The organism is Candidatus Poribacteria bacterium (assembly GCA_026702755.1).
Classification (GTDB): Bacteria; Poribacteria; WGA-4E; order WGA-4E; family WGA-3G; genus WGA-3G.
On sequence record JAPPBX010000054.1, the window covers coordinates 29,918 to 48,492 of the forward strand.

Consider the following 18,575-nt stretch of genomic DNA (forward strand, 5'->3'; position numbering starts at 1 on the left):
AATAATGGGTGGCGCGAAAGGACATACTGTACCATTTCGGGCTTTAAGCTCAGGAGGGGTCTCCATGATAGGAAAATTAGGAAAATGGAAAATTGTTGCGATTGTCGGCGTAGTGTTACTGGTAGTAGCCGCAGTCGCCGTAGGACGCATCATCTTTACAAATGCAAACGGAACAAACAGTGCTGAGGCAACAGAAATAAAGACAGCAATGGTAGAGCGGGGTAATATTGCGGTAACAATAGACGCAACAGGTACTATCAAACCTTTGAATATTGTCAAGGTTAGTTCTAAGGCGAGTGGAAAAATCTTGGAACTCAAGGTTGATGCCGGTGATTACGTCGAGAAGGATGAAATCATTGCGGTTATTGAAACGACCTACGTGCAGATTAGTTTGGAGCAGGCTGAAGCCGATGTGAGAACCGCGGAAGCGCGCCTGCAGCAGGCGGAGCTTGATATCCAACTCCAGAGGGAGCAATCGGCAGTTCAGATTCGTCAAGCGGAGGAATCTCTCGCTGAAGCCAAGCAAAGACTCGTCCAGTTAAAGGAACAAATTCGCCTTGAAAAGATAGCGAATGCCCGCGGCGTGTTAGATGCTGAAAACAATCTCAAGATTGCCAACATTCGATATAGTTTGCTAACCTCTGATGAGGTCCGGGAGGAAAATAGGCAGCGCGCGAAAAACTCCTTGGAACAGGAAGAAGCAAACTTAGAGTTGGTAACAGCAGAACATGAGAGAAATACGAAACTTTACGAGAAAGAACTCATCTCACAAGCCGCATTGGAGTCTTCACAGGCACAACTTAAATCGGCACAGGCACGGCACCGGTCCGCTGAAGAAAACCTAAAACTGGTAGAGAAGCCTGCTACTGAAGCTGAACTTGAATTGGGTCAAGCCGATATTAGAAAGGCAGAATTCAACCTTGAAGTCGCTAGAGAACGGGTGGAGGCTGAAGCCACCCGAGACATGGATATTAAACTTCAGGAGCAACGGATTGTGCAAGCTGAAGAGTCTTTGAAACTCACAAGGGCGAATCAGAAACAGATTGAGCGTAGGGAACGCGACCTGGAGACCGCTCGCTCATCGGTCAAACGCAGTGAAACGCAGTTGGAACTCCGTCGAATTGAGTATGACGATACGACCATCAAGGCACCCATCTCTGGAACGATTCTTGAAAAACTGGTTGAAGAGGGACAGGTGATTACTTCACGTCTCTCCTCAATCGCCTCAGAAGAAGGACAGACGCTTGTCACGATGGCAGACCTTGACACTGTCTATGTCGTAACAGAGGTCGATGAAACCGACATTGGTAAGGTGGAGATAGGACAACCGGTAACGATTACAGTCGAAGCGTATCCCGATACGCCGTTTCAGGGGGAAGTTTTGAAAATCGCCCCTCTGGGACAAGCAATTCAGAACGTGACGACCTTTGAAGTAACCTCCGAGTTGAAAAATGTCAAGGCTACCGAATCACCACAAGGCTTCGGACGTGGCGGTGGAAGGGGACAAGGCGGCGGGTTCCGTGGCGATATGGCGAATATGACTGATGAACAACGCGAACGTTTCCGGGCAATGCGCCAGCAACGCCAAGCAGAAAACGAAGGTGCTGCGCAAACCCCAACCCCTGCACCTGATACCACCTCCTCGCAACCCTCCGAAGAAACATCTGTTGCGGAGACAGAAGAAACTGATGAAGAAGACGATTGGGGTGGACTTTTCGGCGGATTTTTTGAGGAAGCACCGGCTGTAGAAGCACCGACACAACCTGAACCAACAGAGACTGAGGATATGAAGATACCGTTCCTCAAACCCGGCATGAACGCTTCTGTGCAGATCTCAGCTGTCAACAGAACAGACATTCTCACCCTTCCACCCGAAGCGGTTCTTGATATGCGGGGCAGGAAAATGGTGCGGATTGTTGGTGAAGACGGTCAACCCGGGAGGCCGCAACCTATCGTGACGGGGGTCAGTAGTTTTGAAAAGATTGAGGTTATCTCTGGGCTTGCTGAAGGAGATGTCGTCGCAATCGGCGGCTTTACGGCTGGTGGCGGTGGTGGTCGCAGTGCAGAATGGCGGCAACGCATGATGAATCCAGCCTCCACAATGCGTCGAATGACCGGTGGTGGTCGTGGGCGATAGACTTATCAACCGCTTTATAGGCGCAGTTCATAATTGCGCCAAGGAGAGAGCACCGTGAGTATCTTGGAGAGTCTTACAAATGCATTGAGTGCCTTATTGGCAAATAAACTCCGATCTATGTTGACAATGTTGGGAGTGATCATCGGTGTGGGTGCCATTATAACCACGACCTCAATTGGTGAGGGTGCGAAGGCCGATGTAACCGAACGGATTCAGACATTAGGCGCGAATATTCTCGCTGTTCGTCCAGGGCAAAGCAGGTTTCGAGGACGCGGTTCTGCTGATGCACGCAGAAGTCTCACCGTTAAAGACATAGCAGCGCTACAGGAACACGGAACGACTTTTGGTTATGTTACACCCGAGGTCAGCAGTCGCGCACAAGTGAAGTACCAGAATAAAAATACGAACACAACCATCGTTGGTACATCCCCGGAGTATCTTGTCACCGCTAACTTTACCGTCGAAAAGGGCAGGTTTTTTACAGAGAGTGATATCCGGTACCGTGAACGTGTGTGTGTTCTCGGAAAGAGCGTTGTTGACAATCTCTTTGAAACGATAGAACCGGTCGGCAAGACGGTCAAAATTAAAGGGGTCGGTTTTCATGTCTTGGGTGTTATGAAAGAGAAGGGCGCGAGCGGATGGCGAAACCCGGACGATCAGGTTTTCATTCCGTATTCGACTGCCATGAAACGCGTTTTTGGAAATGATTATCTATCGAGCATCAGTATACAGGCAAATGACGGTAAACTTCTTGAGGCGGCAGAAACTGAGGTAACCGAGCTTCTCCGTAAGCAACACAAGATCCCAATAAACAAGGATCCCGATTTTCACATCCGTAACCAAGCGGAATTCATGGAAACACTCGAAGAATCAAACCAAACCTTTACGAACCTGATTTTAGGGATTGCTGTGGTATCGTTAGTTGTCGGTGGCATTGGTATTATGAACATTATGCTCGTTTCTGTGACGGAGCGGACAAAAGAAATCGGTCTTCGGAAAGCGGTTGGTGCACAACGTTCCGATATCCTCGCTCAGTTCCTTGTAGAATCCACGAGTCTTGCACTCGTAGGCGGTATTATTGGTATCGGTGTTGGCATAGCGGGAGCGGAACTGGTAACGTCGTTCTGGGAATGGCGAACTCTTGTCTCGCCGATGTACGGAATGGTGTCTTTTGTTGTCAGCGCGTTGGTAGGTATCTTTTTCGGTGCTTATCCAGCATGGAAAGCAGCAAAGCTTCATCCGATTGATGCGCTCAGACATGAGTAGACTACACAAGAGGTGCGGTTTCTGGTCGCGTCTCTTTTCGCGAAGAATGTAGGGTGGATTGAACCGCGAGTGAAACCCAATTCCTAAATTTTCGTCTATATAGAGCATATTGTACTCAAGGTAGACCAACTCCCAAATTTTCATAAGTCCTACAAGGAATTACTATGGAAAAAATAGCGGTTATCGCAGGTGTAGGGCCCGGTTTAGGGGCTGCACTCGCCCGTAAATTTGTAGAAGAAGGATGTAACGTAGCACTCCTATCGCGCTCATCCGCCTACATTAAAAACCTATCCACGCGATTGGCAAAATCCGGACGCACAGCCATTCCGATCCCGACGGATATTACCGAACCTGAGCAGGTGGATCAAAGTTTTGATCGTATTCGAGAAGAACTTGGTGATCCTGATATCTTGGTAAATCATGCTGGAAACGCTGCGTGGGGAAGTTTCGCAGACCTCACACCCGAAGCGTTTGAGGGGGCGTGGCGCGTCTGTACCCTCGGCGGGTTCCTCTGTTCAAAACAGGTGGTACCGGGGATGCTTAAGAAGGGCGGTGGAGACATTATATTTACGGGTGCTACCTCTGCTGTCCGTGGGAGGGCAGGGGCGTTGGCGTTTAGTAGTGCCAAGTATGCGACCCGAGGTTTGGCATCGGCACTCGCGCGCGAAGTCGGTCCGCACGGCATCCATGTTGCTCATGTTATCGTTGACGGTGTTATTGATACGCCGGGTGTGCGACAACGCTATAAGCTCAGCGAGAATGAACCGCTCCTTGAACCCGATGCGATTGCGGATACCTATTGGGCTTTAGTGCAGCAGGAACGGAGCGCGTGGACGTTTGAGGTGGATGTCCGTCCTCATAATGAGGAATTTTTCACATAGATTTTCTTATCACATCATGGTAGGCGCGGTTTGGAACCGCGCCGGTCGTCCAACGAGAACGTTGCCTTTCCAGTTAGCGTAGTTTGGAACCTCGCCCTACTTCGTTTGTGAATCTACCGCGACCGAATCTCGACCTAACCTAAAACGTGCTTTCCCTTGAGGTTAGCGGGCACCAGCGCGTCGTTTGAAGGTAGTGGAGCAATGCCTCCTTTGCCGCCGGTGTCCCGATCCGGTAAAGCGCGTGAACCGCATCGCCGCGCACATAGCGATTTTCATCGAACAGCACATTTTGTAGACCTTCAACTGCACCATCGGCATCCTTACCGATCCGCGCCAATGCGAATACTGCATTCCGTCGTGCGCCATCGTGCGGATCTTCCAGTGCCTTCACGAGACCCGGAACTGCAATTGAACTCGATTGGCTTGTTGTGCCTAATGCCTCTATCGTGTGCGAACGTACGGAACCGGATGCATCCTTTAGCATCTCTACCAACGCAGGCACTGCCGGTTCTGCCTTATTTCCTAAATCACCGAGTGCTTCTGCTGCGTTATCCCGCACGTATTCACGAGAATCTTTCAACGCCTCCTGCAACGCCTCAACAGCCGGGGTTCCGACTGCATTGAGCGCATAACAAGCATTTCGCCGCGTCATCTCAGACTCATCTTGCAGGCACCGTACCAAAGCAGACACTGCCTTCTCGCCAAATCCGGGCAAGTCGTAAGCCGCCTGCAGCCCTGTCGATTCCGATGTGCTATTAAGTGCACTGATTAAACCCGACAGTGATTCACCGTTTGATGTTCCGTCCGTGTCGCTATCTTCCACTGCTCGATGCCAGTTCCAAAGGTGTCGGAACATCTCCTGATATTCCGCAGGTCCCACAGGCGTGCCGTTTGCCCAATCGGTTTCCTTATTCGCCCAAGTGGGTTCCTGCGGTTCTGACATCCGAGCGTAGAGGAATTTCATCATATAGCGTTTCTTCTCGCTGCTGTTAGGCATTGCGCGGTGCCACAGGTCATAGTTCGCGAACGCGACTGTTCCCGCTTCACCTATGATAGGTTGTTCCGGTGAGACCCCTGAACCTTCGCTTGTACTAAAGTAGTGACTCATCGGTACCACACCGGTCGGTCCCAATTCAGTGGGTGTGTCTTGTGGATAATAGAAAACCAGCAGCCTGCGTGTATGGTGCGACCACCGTTTCCCCCCGTCTTGATGCATCCCTTGCCCACCGCTACCGGGTGGATTGTAGTGTGGATGGCGGTGTGGTTGCATATAGTGGTCCTCACCGAGCAAACTTGTCAATGCACCGCTAACGTTTGGATCGTCAAAGACCTGCTGAATTTCCGGGATTCGCGGCAAAAGGTTATTGCCGGGATTTCCTTCCTTATCAAAGACACTTACCGTCTTCTCGTAGACGGCATCGTGAAATTGCGTGGGCAACTCAGTCGTGACGGTTACGAAACCGTTCACAATGAACTGCCGCATCTGCGCGTCACTTAAGAGGTGTACTGCCATTTTTAATTCCTTCCTCTTTTCCGAAACTTGCTATAAATCCTATTCACAACACTCAAGTTATCCTATTATTGCATAAAATCAGGCAATTTTTCAAGAAATTCTCCTGTCAAATCCAAAATTATGTTAAAATAGTTAAAATTGGAGCGGATTTAACACACAGCATACCGAAATTGGAGGTTTCTGGATGGGACGGAGTTTTGAAAAATCACTCGCGTGGAAAGAACGCGCGAAAGCAGCATTAGTCGGCGGTGGGCAGCCCCATAAGCAGAGCCAGCCACCGAGACCTGTTATGGTCGCAGGCGCGAAGGGCGCGCATTTTTGGGATGCCGACGGAAACGACTATATTGATTATCTAATGGGATACGGACCTATGATCCTTGGACATGCATATCCCACTGTGATTGATACGGTCACGAAATACCTCGTGGAGCGTGGGAATGTCTATAATTTTGGGCATACGCTTGAGGTGGAACTCGCCGAGAAATTAGTGGAGATTATTCCGTCGGCGGAGAGAGTCGCCTACTTTGTCGGCGGATCGGACGCAACGACTGGCGCGATTAAGTTTGCACGGGCATATACCGGTAGAGAAAAAGTGATTCGATCGGGTTATCACGGATGGCATGATTGGTGTAGCCACGCACGCGGACACCTGTCGGGTGCCGCCGCCGCTACGCTCAGTGTCGATTTCAACGATCTTGAAGGACTTGCTGACCACTTTAAAGCGCACCTTGATGAGATTGCGTGTCTAATTATGGAACCCTCCGGGCATGATCTTCCCAAAGACGGATACCTTGAAGAAGCAAAGAAACTCGTCAATGCCAACGGTGCGTTGATGATTTTCGATGAAGTCAAAACGGGATTCCGCTATTCTTTAGGCGGTGCACAGGAATACTTCGGGGTCACCCCCGATATGTCTGTTTTCGGGAAAGCACTCGCAAACGGTTTCGCGACTGCTGTCGTTGTCGGGAAAAAGGAAATCATGGATGAAGTGAGCGATGTTTGGGTCGCCGCGACCTTCCACGGCGAGGTATCGCTCGTTGCTGCAGCGATCGCTACAATTGAGGAACTCGAAGCGAAAGACGGTGTCGCCTTCATGTGGAAACAGGGACAGAAATTGTTGGATGGTTACAGAGAAATGACTGCGCGTCTCGGCATTGATAACGCCCGCATCGGTGGTATCGGCCCCATGCCCTTCTTCGGTTTAAGTGCCGATAGTGATGACGACAAGCAACAGCGATTCCACAAAACCTTCTATGAAGCGACCTTGGATGGTGGTTTATACCTACCAGAGGGACATATCTGGTTTATGTCCATGTCGCATACCGATGAAGACGTTGCGAAGACGCTCAGTGTTTCTGAAGATGCTCTCAAACGCGCAAAAGCTGCATAGCGATCAGCAGTCGGCAGTCAGCAATCAGCAAAAAGAGACTATTCTTAAACGAAAACCTCTTAAAACTGACCGCCGATGGAAACTGATAACCATTCCTCTGACCGCGATGGCCAATACAAAGGATGTCTATTATGAAAGAAGTTACGAACCACACAAAGCCTTTTATTGTTGATAAAAATCTCGGGGCAGCACTCGACATTGATAACGCACAGCTCACGGAAACAACTTCTGATGGCGCACCCGTCGTCCCACCGACGCAGGAACAGAAATACCTCTTTGATATGCGTGGGTGGCTCTTGGTGCCCGGTGTGCTGTCGGGCGATGAACTCGCAGAGATGCAGGAGTTCGGGTATAAACTCCGACACGAACCGGAGTCGATTCCGGAGCATGAACGCTCACCGCTCGGTGGTCCGATGCAACGCCTTGCTGACCATCCGAATGTCATCGGCTTTCTCAATGAATTTCTCGCACATCCAGCATTGTCGAGCCAAGAGTGCTACGGGTTTAGGATGGAATCGTGTAGCCTGTTTTACCGCACTGTCGGTGATGGAAATTTCGGACCCCACAACGGAAACGGGATGCTCCGTTTTCCCGGCGATTCGCACCTCTATCGGTGTATTCCGGGCAGAGGCTACAGTGGATTGACTCGCATCGTTTGGGAACTGAATCCTGTCAAATATCGGCAGGGAGGGACGCTCTTTATTACAGCAAGCCATAAGGCGGTCTATACAGCCCCCGACACAATCCGAAGTCAAGATTCGCTTATCTGGGATACCTACGAGTGTCCTGCTGGGTCGCTCCTCTTTTTCACGGAGGCGTTGACACATAGTACGCACACGTGGACGAATGAGGAAAACGATCGTCTCGCTATTTTCAGTTGCTACAACACGGTCAATAGTAAGTGGCACGATTGGGATCCGCATCCAAAGCTGCTTGAAGAGATGCCTGCCAAGCGACAGACGCTGTTCCGACCCGTTCGCGCTGCCAATAACCTAATCGGTGAGACATACCGGCATTAGGTAATAGTTGTCGGTTGTCAGTTATCGGACAAGAGGGTGTTGTTAGACGAAAACTGAAAGCCACTGAAAAAGGAGGTGTTTACATGCGTCAAATTGGATCAACCCCTGTGACCGCGCTGGGTTGGACTGCGAAACCGAAAGATGGTATCGCCATTGTTGATTGTGATGTTCACCACAATTTTCGTCACCCTACACAACTGCTGCCTTACCTGTCAAAATTCTATCAAGAACATCTCCTTGACCAAGGGTTGCATCTCGGCGGGTATCCCAACATCCCTATTCGGAGCAATCGTGTAGATCTCAAAGGACGAGTCGAAGATGCTATCGAATCGACACCTAAGAACTCTGGTGGCGATCCGCGGGATTTCAACTTCACATTAGAGTTTCTCCAAGAGGAGCATCTCGATGTCTGGAACATTGATGTCGCGTTGCTCACCGGACCGCCCCCATTTTACGGGTATTCTGGATTACCGGACCCGGATTGGGCGGCTGCGCTTTGCCGTGCCTTTAACGATTGGACAATCGAACATTGGCTTGAGAAGGATGAGCGTGTTGTTAACGCCATTCTCGTTTCGCCATCCGATCCGCCGCAAGCCGTAGAAGAGATTAACAGACTTGCACCTCGTAAGGACACTGCCGCTGTCATGGTGCCGATGGGGACGAGTCGTCCGTTTGGCAACCGTTTCTATCACCCCATTTGGGAAGCGTGTGAAGCGCATGGACTTCCCATCGTGTCTCATATCGGCGGTGGTGGCGGTGCGACCCGAAATACGCCGACCCCTGTCGGGCACCCCACCTACTACATGGAATCTCGGATGAGCCGACCTTACGTCGCCAGTTCACACGCGACCTCTCTGATCTGTGAAGGTGTCTTTGAGAAGTTTCCCAACCTCAAGTTCGCCCTTATTGAAGCACAACAGATGTGGGCGGTGCCGGTAATGTGGCATCTGGATACCGATTGGAAAGCTTTACGCGATCAAACCCCGTGGCTCAAACGTTTACCGAGCGAGTATTTCCGTGAACATATCCGAATTGGATCACAGCCGATGCACGAGCCTGAGAAACCGGAGCAGATGTACCAGATGTTGGAGATGCTGCACGCGGATGAAACGTTGATATTCTGCTCGGATTTCCCGCATTTCGATTGGAACGATCCGGTAACGGTTTTCCCGAAGCTTCCAGAGGACTTGCACCACCGTATCTTTGCCCAGAACGCGCTCGATATCCTTCGATTGGATTTAGAGGAAACCAAAGGATCCGCGAATCCAGTAGCGAATTAACCGAAACACAAAGCGGTAGCCTGCAACAACGGCGCAGGCGACTCATGAGAAAAGCAGTTGAAGTTTCAGATTCCTGTCATTTTTCCGCAAGGTAAGTTAAAAATATGGCACGTGTTGTTGTTGGAAAAGTATCGGAGATTCCACCGGGGAAACGCAAAATCATCGTGCCGTTTCGTGGCAAAGCAGGCATCGGTGTCTTTAACGTTGATGGCAACTTTTACGCGGTTCGCAACATCTGTCCCCATAGGCGTGGACCCCTCTGCACAGGTGAGCTCAGTGGTCGGTTTGCTGCCGATGCGCCGCCTTCAATTCACGGAGTGATGCTCTCTGTTGAGGGTTTAGGTGAAGTGCTACGTTGTCCGTGGCATCAGTGGACATTTGATATTGCGACCGGACAGTGCCTCGTCGATGAAACATTACGGGTAGCGACTTATCCCGTTAAGATTGAGGGTGATGATATTATAGTTGAATACGATGGCTAAGTTATCTGAAAAATCGGTTTCTCTGGAATAGTTAGCAACTTAGGTAAATTAGGGGACTTAACTTGCTGAAAGGCACGCAATATGCCGAAACGGAGGACAAAATGATTAACAGAACTCTGAGACAAGTGTTTGTTTTAGCCGTTATAGCGACCGTTCTAATGGTTACAAACACAGCACACGCGCGTCAGGCGGTTACCGATGGGTTGGTGAGTTACTGGTCCTTTAATAAGGATTCAGTCGCAGGTAAAACGGTTAAAGATATTTTTGGTGCTAACGATGGAACCATGGACGGGAATGTCGCAGTCGTTGACGGTAAAGTTGGTGAGGCGCTCAAGTTTAGTGGGGGGCATGTTGATTGTGGAGCAGACAAGAGCTTAACCGACATTGGCGATCAGATTACATTGGAGGCGTGGATAAAACCTGAAAAACCGGGGTGGGCGATTTTCGCAGGCATCTCGAGGTCGGGAAATAATTCTTATGTGATTGCGTGGTCAGACCAAACTCGGGTTGATTTTAATCTCTGGAACGGTGCCTTAGAGACGTGGCCCTTTCACAGTGTAGGTCAGCCCGATGTGGGTAAATGGCATCACATTGCTGGTGTTTACGACGGTTCCGAAGCCCTCATTTATATCAATGGTGAAGTGGATAATGAGAAGAAATTCGAGGGTGCTCTCAAACATAATGGAGAGAATTTTTGGATGGGTGCCAGAAAATCGGATGGACTCCCTTACCACGGTCTTCTTGACGAGCTTCGCCTCTACAACCGCGGTCTCAGCCAAGAGGAGATTGAACAGAATCTTGAGGCGGAAGGGCTTGCCGTTGAACCGACCCAGAAATTGGCACTCACTTGGGGAATGATAAAGGTTTCAGAGTAGGGACATCCGTTGTGGTTGTCCCTAAAAACTGCGGATGAACGAGCAAACACGCTTTTCCATTGAAGAATTCACGCCCGACCATCCGGATTGGCGGGAGTTTGTCGCGTTTGTCAATGACTTGAACCAAGAGGATTGGGCGTTTAATCCATATTTTGAGCAGTTTTCACGCTATTTCTTGGCGGCGAAACAGGATGGAGCTATCGTTGGATTTCTTATGTTTGTTGTGTGGGACATTGGTCCTCATGACCGTGATCATCCACCCATTCAGATAGACGGAAAAACACTGAGAGAGGCGAAGATCCTCGCGTTTGGTGTGAAGGACGGATACCGACGGCAAGGCATCGGCACTGCACTTCAAGAATATACCATCCAGCAAGCGAAGTTGTTTGGCTGTTACCAAGTGCGGTCTGTCAGCGGCGAGAATCATCCTGAAAACCATCAACTTAAGCTTTCTATGGGATTTGCTGTCGAGCCGATGGAACGCGATGAAAAGTGTTTGGCTTTTGTCATGCCTCTTAAACGACGAAAAAGCAGTAACTTCTCATGAAACAATTAACGGACGCTGAGAAGCAGCAGCTTGAGGGAAAAATTAAAAAAGAACAGGAACGCCAGCAGACACTTCGGGAAACGAATCCGGACCTACCAGAATCTTTTGAAGCGGCATCAACAAAAACGCTTCTTCCAAAGAGATTTGCGACGAAGCATCTCTGGAAATACGGTCTGCTCGGAATTATTCTTTGTCTGCTTGCCTTCAACGTGTTTCAATTTCTCAGGTGGGACGATTTTGGTTCTAACAGGGGTATCAATCTCAACCTTCTGATTGCATTGATGTTACTGTTCAATCATATTGCCATTTTCTTCACAAAAACAGGGTGGAAAAGTCATGTGATGAAAACGGTCGCGTATGCTTGGATAGTATTGGTATTCGTTTACCTATACATCTCTTGGGGAGTTTAGGGATTGGATTGCTTGACAGATCGCCATTTTACGAATTTTTTAGTTAGAACTTACGCAATTTTTTGATAACCACGGACATCCCACACGCCGCTGGCGAGGTTTCAAACCTCGCCAGCGAAGGGAGCTGCGTAAGTCCTATTAGTGTACAAATGGGCTGAATTGGGAAAATATCAGGTTATGCCACTGCTTGTTCTTGTGAAACACGCTTTATCGCAGATTGATCCGAAGGTTCCTGCTAATCAGTGGAGGCTTTCTGAAAGAGGGCAGCACCTTAGCCACATACTTGCTCAGCAGTTAGCACAGTATGAGCTTGATCTCATTTTTAGTAGCGTTGAGCCTAAAGCAATAGAAACGGCGCGTATCGTAGCCACTACTCTTGAAAAGCGGATTGAGATCGTTGAAGGGTTACACGAACATGATCGAAGCAATGTAGGGTTTCTGAAGAAGAAAACGTTTGAAGCATCAGTCGCCCGATTTTTCAATCAGCCGGATCTGTTAACCTTTGGTAGTGAGACCGCAAATCAGGCGCATCACAGATTTTCGCGAGTTGTGACTGAAACAATTAAGAAATGTGACAATAAAAATATTGCCCTGATTACACACGGCACTGTCCTAACGCTTTTTGTAAGTCGCTTGGTCGGTATTGACCCCTTCGCTTTTTGGAAAGATTTAGATTTGCCGTCGTGGGTCGTTTTATCTCATCCAGATTTGGAATTAGTGAACGTATGCAAAAGTATTGACGGTCTTAATCTGGAGGAAGAATGATTAAGGCAATATTCTTTGACCTTGACGGCACACTCTGCGATTCCGATACAGCATGGGACATCGCGCAAAGAGATATGTTTCAACTTTTACGCGAGCATTATCCAGATGTTTCGGAAGAGACTCTTACAGCGGCATGGAGAACGATCCATCAAGAACTTTTTCAGCAACTCAACGCTGGAAAATGCTCTATGGCAGACGTAAGAGATTCACGTTTCCAGTGTTTATTTGAAGAATTGGATCTACCCATAGATAAGGTTATGGAAGAATTAAGCGACTTTTTCTGTTCGCGTTATCTCACAAGTTTGCATCTTTACGAAGATGTCACCGTTCTTGAGGAACTACACGCGTACCATGTCGGTATCATTACGAACGGTGCCCACGATGAGCATACTGACAGTCAACTTTCTAAAGTCCGACACCTTGGACTCAGTGAACGTATTCAATCACTAACAATTTCCGGTGAAGTCGGAATCAGAAAACCGAAGGTTGGAATCTTCAAAGTGGCTTGTGAACGTGCTGATGTTTTACCGGAAGAGGCTATGTTCGTCGGCGATACGGTTGAAAACGACATCATTGGTGCCAACCGGGCAGGTATGACAAGCGTTTTTATCGACCGAGAATCAGATGTGTTGGTGCCGAAAATAACAGGTGAACGACCGGACTACTCAATCTCAAATCTATATGATGTTTTGTCCTGCTTGTAGCACAAAACAGAAAAAAATAAGAGGGGTCTCTAATGGACAAGAGCTACAACGTTGCAATAGTTGGGTGCGGTGGAATTTCTCACATGCACGCTGGATGGTATGTGAATGAACCGAGGGCTTCTCTGACTGCGATTGCTGATATTAATGCAGAGGGGTTGAAAGCTTATGGTGAGCAGTACGGTGTCGAAAAACAGTATACCGATTACATTGAGATGCTCGAAACAGAAGAGATCGATCTGGTTTCCGTGTGTACGCGTCCGAAACTGCATGCCCCGGTTGCAATTGAGGTTGCGAAACGGGGTGTGAAAGGGATTCTATCTGAAAAGCCGATGGCGGAGAACCTCGGACAGGCGCGGGAGATGCTTGAAACCTGTTCGCAACACGGTGTGAAATTAGCGATTGACCATCAAGTCCGGTTTAGCGCGCCCTACGAAGCCGCCAGACAGATGATAGCCGAGGGTGTTATCGGTGATATCTTTCGCATCCATGCTGTTTGTGGTGGTGGTGACCTGAAAGACAATGCCACACATACTGTTGATCTTATGCGATATGTCTATGGTGACCGCGCCGTAAGTTGGGTGATCGGTCAGATTGAACGCATCGGCACACCGACTAAATACGATTTACACTCTGAGGATTTCGCTGTCGGTTACTTCAAGTTTGAAGACAACGTTCGGGCTATCATTGAATCGGGCAGCGATACCGCTCCCGGTTATCACCACATCTACTGCTATGGGACGGAAGGTGAGCTTGAATTGGCTGCTCCGGGCGGTCCCTCTATCCGCTACCGCACCTCAGAATCGGGTGGAGATTGGGTAACACCGGAACTCCCGTCAGAAAGCAATCCTGTGCGAGACATGATTGCGGCTATTGAAGAGGATCGGGAACATCGCTCAAGTGGTCATCAGGGATACGCGACGCACGAGCTGCTCATGGCGATTTATGAGTCGTCTCGGAAGCGGCAGCGTATTCAGTTACCCCTTGAAGAGATGGAATCACCCTTAACGTTGATGATTGAGGATGGATGGATATAGCATAACGTCGGTTTGACTTAAACACTTACATCTACTTCCATTGTTATTTGCTTGACCTGGCTGATGCGAGGTGTCCACATGAAAGCGTTATTTATTGATGACCATGATGTTGAGGAAGTCAACAATCTCGCCCGGAAACTACACCCGCTGCAAAAGTTCGACAAGAACGTTGTGCTTCGACCTGAACACCGTTGGGAAAACTGCGGTATTATGATGTGGACAACCCCGGCGTGGGTTCCGGATGAAGCAATTTTCAAGGTGCTTTACTATGCCAGTTCGGAGTCAGATGATCCGGAGGTTAAACTTGACGTAACGGGTGCCCCGATTGGTGGACGGAGTTTTATCTGTTATGCAACCTCGGAAGACGGTGTGAACTGGGAGAAACCAGCTTTGGGACTTCAGGATTATGATGCCCTCACGTGGAGAGGCACCGCGATTGGCACAGAGAACAACATCCTACCGACGGGAGTACCGCTGGGACCGATCTACGATCCGCATGACTCCAATGAACAACGCCGCTACAAAGGCATGGGATGGGGGAAAGGGGGTGGCGGATTGACACCAGCAGTTTCCCCCGATTGTCTTCACTGGACATACCTTGATACACCAGTTGTTCCAAGTTCAGACGAGGCGCATTTCGGTTATGACGAGGAGGAGGGTCTATTTATCGCGACCGTCAAGCACGCTGGACCCGATGGCAGATCACCTTATGGACGCAGCTTCTGTTTGAGTACCAGCGAGGACTTTGAGAACTGGAGCGGGTTGGAACTTGTTTTTCATGCCGACCAGATTGATCAGGAGAACGGGGAGGAACGGATACGAAAATTTATTGAGGATCCCGATTATCTCACCCCGATATACAACCGACCTGAAGAATGGCGCACCGACGTTTATAATTTTCCGGTGTTTCGCTATGAGGGGTTGTATCTGGGGTTACCTGTGATGCACCACTGGACTGGGAAGCATCCGCCGCTGTATGAAAACGTGGACAGTCGCAAGTCGGTGGAACTGGCTTCGAGTCGAGATTTACGACAGTGGGAGCGGGTCGCGAACCGCACGCCGTTTATTGAATTATCACCTGTAGGAGATGGCAGTGCTTACGATACAGGGCAGATCTCGGTCGTCAACGGACCGATTAGACGTAACAATGAGTTGTGGTTCTACTATCTCGGCGTTCGTCACCGCAGTCAACCTTTGACAGACGTAATGAACAGAAAATACCTCAATAACTTTGCCATGGCACTTGCAAAGCTTCGCGTTGACGGTTTTGTGTCGCTCAAGGGGGGTATTGAATGGGGTTCGGTGCTGACCAAGCCGCTGGTTGTGGAGGGTAGCGAACTGCGCATTAATGTGGACGCTTGGCGCGGGCGGGTTAAAGTAGAGGTGCTCAATGCGGACGATGGACAGTCCTTCCCTGGGTACACCTTCGACGAAAGTATCCCGGCAATGGTCGATAGTATTGACGAACCGGTACGCTGGAGGGAGAAGGCTGACCTCGCTGAGCTACGTGGCAGGACTGTGCGTCTTCGCTTTTCCGTGCTTCAGGCGGAACTTTATGCGTTCTGGTTTACTGGGTGATTTGGTCCGCTAAATATTTGTGGGCAACCACAAGGGTTGCCCCTACAGATACCATAATCCATATTTATGGGCAACGGCAAGGGTTGCCCCTACAGGCATTTCGGGTAAGCACAACCGATGTTTAGGGCAACCACAAGGGTTGCCCCTACAGTTCAATTCTCCTGAAAGGAATAACAGGACTATGAACACAGCCATCGAAAAGACAGAAGCACTTATACATTCTACACGAGTATTGGATGCAATGTATGCGGATGATCCTTATCGACCGTGTTATCACTTCACCCCGCCGTTCGGTTGGATGAACGATATCAACGGTTCGATCTTTTGGAAGGGACGGTACCATATCTTCTATCAGCACAATCCTGAGGGTGGCTATTGGAAATGGATGCAGTGGGGGCACGCGTCGAGTGTTGATCTGGTGCATTGGGTGCATCATCCAATCGCTTTAACGCCTGATCTCGACGGACCGGATCGTAACGGCTGCTTCAGCGGTGGTGCCCTCGTGAATCTGGAGGATGTCCCGACATTCATCTACCATGGAGTCCCGGACGGAACGTGTATCGCAACGAGTGATGATGACTTGCTCATTACGTGGGACAAACATCCAGCCAATCCTGTGATTCCGGTCCCAAAACCCGGTGAGGAAGGGCATGGCGAATATATTGTGTTTGATCCGTGTGCCTGGGTGGAAGGCGATACCTATTATGCGCTCATCGGGAACACGATACCCGGACAGAGTGGAGACGGAACTGCTCTGTTTAAGTCGTCTAATCTTGTGGATTGGGAATTTGTGCGCTCCTTTTATCAATCGCGGCGCGAGTGGACAGATGCAAAAGAGGACTGTGCCGTCCCTGATTTCTATTCATTAGGTGATAAGTACATGCTGCTGTTTTGTAGCCATTGGCAAGGCACGCAGTATTACCTCGGCAGATTTGAAAACGAGCGGTATTATGTCGAAAATTATGGACGGATGAGTTGGGAGGGCGGACTGCTCGGTGGACCGCGTTCGCTGTTGGACGCGCAAGGACGCCGTATCTTTTTCGATTGGATTCGCGAGATTCGCGGGGTTGATCAGGAACGTGCGTCGGGTTGGTCCGGGGTGATGACAGTACCACGAATTCTTTCCCTCGCTACCGATGGCAGTTTGCAGATTAAACCGGTGCCAGAGTTAGAGTGCCTACGGATGAACCCGAAGGCACTTGAAAATATTACCTTGAACACCGATGATGAGATGAATTTAGAAGAGGTTCAGGGGAATTGCCTTGAGTTGGCTGTCGAAATTGACCCCGGCGATGCAACTGAGGTGGGCGTTCAAGTGCTCTGTTCACCAGATCAAGCTGAACGAACCGGAGTTCTGTATGTTCCGGCGGAAAGAACGTTAAAAATTGACATCAGTCGTTCTACCTTAAACGAAGCCATTCAGTATCCACACTACCGAGACGCAGGAGGCAATGCGAGATTGCCAGAATCGGAGCGGTTTGTTGACGCACAGCGTGCACCTTTCGCACTAAAAGACAGCGAAACACTTCAACTCCGCATCTATGTTGATAAGTCTGTGGTTGAGGTATTCGCGAACGGTAGGCAGTGCATTACACAACGCGTCTACCCAACGCGAGCCGACAGCATCGGTGTAAAATTAGTGAGCCGTGGTGGGCAGGCACATTTCCGATCCGTTCAGGCGTGGGAAATGGCACCCGCATTTTGAGACTCCTTATCATCGGGGTTCGTGAGACTTGGTAGGTTGCTGATTTTGCAACTTTTTAGGATATAGAGAAACGTAATGATTGACCCGAAGTTAAGCAGTAAGGTTGCCCTAATTACAGGTGCCAACCACGGCATCGGTGCTGCAACAGCGTTGGCACTCGGCAAACAAGGTGTAAAGATATTCGCATCCTTTTTTCGTCCATCGTGCCAATACAGTGAAGCAGAATTAAAACGCGCCGAAAAAGCAGGAATAGGTGGAGATACCTATTACCGAGCCATGCAACAAAAGCCTATTTCTCAACTTGTCGACGAGTTTAGAGGCACCGGAATGACAATATCTGTTTTAGAGGTGGACCTTGCTGATGAAACAAATATCTCAAAACTTTTCGATGTATGTGAAGAAGAATTGGGTCCTGTTGATATCCTAATTAACAATCATACCCACTGTGTACTGGAGACTTTTGATCCAGAACAAATTTCAACAGATGGAAGCGGTGTTTTCTTATCCACTGCTGCAAACATTGATGCCCACTTCGTTATTAATTCCCGAGCGTATGCATTGATGATGCAAGCATATCTGAATCAATACCTTGAAAATGGGCTGAGTTGGGGACGTATTGTAAATACCAGTACGGATGCTGCACACTGCCACCCCCTGAACATTAGTTACGCTGCCAGCAAACACGCAATTGAATCTTACAGTCGCTCTGCAGCGTGTGAGTTAGGGAAATACGGTATTACGGTAAATGTGATTGCACCAGGACCGGTGCAAACAGGTTACATTGTACCGGCGGATGAAAAGACGATTGCAAAATCTACACCGTTAGGGAGGGTCGGCACACCTGAAGATGTGGCTGATGTTACAGTCTTTCTCTGTTCTGAACAGGCGCGCTGGCTCACAGGACAGTTACTGTATGTTGGCGGTGGTTACCGAATTCCACAATAAATATGTAGCGTATTTTCGGCTGGTAAACTAAAATGTTAATCTGA

At 49.3% G+C, this 18,575-nt stretch carries 17 protein-coding genes; 16 read left to right on the plus strand and 1 reads right to left on the minus strand.

From position 1 onward, the window contains the following. The first annotated feature begins 64 nt into the window (after positions 1-64). The 3 genes from OXH39_10090 (at position 65) to OXH39_10100 (ending at position 4,284) form a co-directional block, all read left to right on the plus strand. Positions 65-2,137 (plus strand): efflux RND transporter periplasmic adaptor subunit, encoded by a 2,073-nt coding sequence (locus tag OXH39_10090; protein MCY3550794.1) that lies wholly within the window; start codon positions 65-67, stop codon positions 2,135-2,137. Positions 2,138-2,191: 54 nt separating this feature from the next. Next, positions 2,192-3,403, plus strand: coding sequence for an ABC transporter permease (locus tag OXH39_10095; GenBank protein ID MCY3550795.1), 1,212 nt, complete (start codon positions 2,192-2,194; stop codon positions 3,401-3,403). A 164-nt stretch (positions 3,404-3,567) separates the two neighbouring features. Beyond that, positions 3,568-4,284, plus strand: coding sequence for an SDR family NAD(P)-dependent oxidoreductase (locus tag OXH39_10100; GenBank protein ID MCY3550796.1), 717 nt, complete (start codon positions 3,568-3,570; stop codon positions 4,282-4,284). A 139-nt stretch (positions 4,285-4,423) separates the two neighbouring features. Here the strand turns inward: OXH39_10100 and OXH39_10105 are convergent, their stop codons facing one another. Beyond that, positions 4,424-5,797: a HEAT repeat domain-containing protein gene (locus OXH39_10105; GenBank protein MCY3550797.1), complete on the minus strand. Its 1,374-nt coding sequence runs from the start codon at positions 5,795-5,797 to the stop codon at positions 4,424-4,426. Between the two features lie 184 nt (positions 5,798-5,981). On the opposite strand from OXH39_10105, the gene OXH39_10110 reads away from it, so the two are divergent. The 13 genes from OXH39_10110 (at position 5,982) to OXH39_10170 (ending at position 18,531) form a co-directional block, all read left to right on the plus strand. Then, on the plus strand, positions 5,982-7,187 hold the full coding sequence (locus tag OXH39_10110; GenBank protein MCY3550798.1) for an aminotransferase class III-fold pyridoxal phosphate-dependent enzyme: 1,206 nt from the start codon (positions 5,982-5,984) through the stop codon (positions 7,185-7,187). A 131-nt stretch (positions 7,188-7,318) separates the two neighbouring features. Next, the gene (locus tag OXH39_10115; protein MCY3550799.1) at positions 7,319-8,206 is read left to right on the plus strand and encodes a phytanoyl-CoA dioxygenase family protein; all 888 of its coding nucleotides are present in this window, start codon (positions 7,319-7,321) and stop codon (positions 8,204-8,206) included. 83 nt (positions 8,207-8,289) lie between these two features. Beyond that, positions 8,290-9,486: an amidohydrolase family protein gene (locus OXH39_10120; GenBank protein ID MCY3550800.1), complete on the plus strand. Its 1,197-nt coding sequence runs from the start codon at positions 8,290-8,292 to the stop codon at positions 9,484-9,486. Between the two features lie 104 nt (positions 9,487-9,590). Beyond that, positions 9,591-9,968: a Rieske (2Fe-2S) protein gene (locus OXH39_10125; protein MCY3550801.1), complete on the plus strand. Its 378-nt coding sequence runs from the start codon at positions 9,591-9,593 to the stop codon at positions 9,966-9,968. 101 nt (positions 9,969-10,069) lie between these two features. Next, positions 10,070-10,843, plus strand: a complete 774-nt coding sequence (locus OXH39_10130) for a LamG domain-containing protein (protein ID MCY3550802.1) — start codon at positions 10,070-10,072, stop codon at positions 10,841-10,843. Between the two features lie 34 nt (positions 10,844-10,877). Next, on the plus strand, positions 10,878-11,390 hold the full coding sequence (locus OXH39_10135) for a GNAT family N-acetyltransferase (GenBank protein MCY3550803.1): 513 nt from the start codon (positions 10,878-10,880) through the stop codon (positions 11,388-11,390). Further along, positions 11,387-11,800: a hypothetical protein gene (locus tag OXH39_10140; GenBank protein ID MCY3550804.1), complete on the plus strand. Its 414-nt coding sequence runs from the start codon at positions 11,387-11,389 to the stop codon at positions 11,798-11,800. Before OXH39_10135 ends, OXH39_10140 begins: the two co-directional genes overlap by 4 nt. Before the next feature lie 177 nt (positions 11,801-11,977). Then, entirely contained in the window at positions 11,978-12,565 is a 588-nt protein-coding gene (locus OXH39_10145; protein ID MCY3550805.1) for a phosphoglycerate mutase family protein, read from the plus strand. After that, positions 12,562-13,269, plus strand: coding sequence for an HAD family hydrolase (locus tag OXH39_10150; protein MCY3550806.1), 708 nt, complete (start codon positions 12,562-12,564; stop codon positions 13,267-13,269). The genes OXH39_10145 and OXH39_10150 overlap by 4 nt, the downstream gene beginning before the upstream one ends. A 32-nt stretch (positions 13,270-13,301) precedes the next feature. Further along, the gene (locus OXH39_10155) at positions 13,302-14,303 is read left to right on the plus strand and encodes a Gfo/Idh/MocA family oxidoreductase (protein MCY3550807.1); all 1,002 of its coding nucleotides are present in this window, start codon (positions 13,302-13,304) and stop codon (positions 14,301-14,303) included. A 78-nt stretch (positions 14,304-14,381) separates the two neighbouring features. Continuing rightward, on the plus strand, positions 14,382-15,881 hold the full coding sequence (locus tag OXH39_10160) for a hypothetical protein (GenBank protein MCY3550808.1): 1,500 nt from the start codon (positions 14,382-14,384) through the stop codon (positions 15,879-15,881). Positions 15,882-16,062: 181 nt separating this feature from the next. Then, positions 16,063-17,586 carry a glycoside hydrolase family 32 protein gene (locus tag OXH39_10165; protein ID MCY3550809.1) on the plus strand — a complete coding sequence of 508 codons (1,524 nt, stop codon included), beginning with the start codon at positions 16,063-16,065 and terminating at the stop codon, positions 17,584-17,586. Positions 17,587-17,661: 75 nt separating this feature from the next. Continuing rightward, complete coding sequence (locus OXH39_10170; protein MCY3550810.1) at positions 17,662-18,531, plus strand: SDR family oxidoreductase; 870 nt, start codon at positions 17,662-17,664, stop codon at positions 18,529-18,531. Positions 18,532-18,575: the final 44 nt, after the last annotated feature.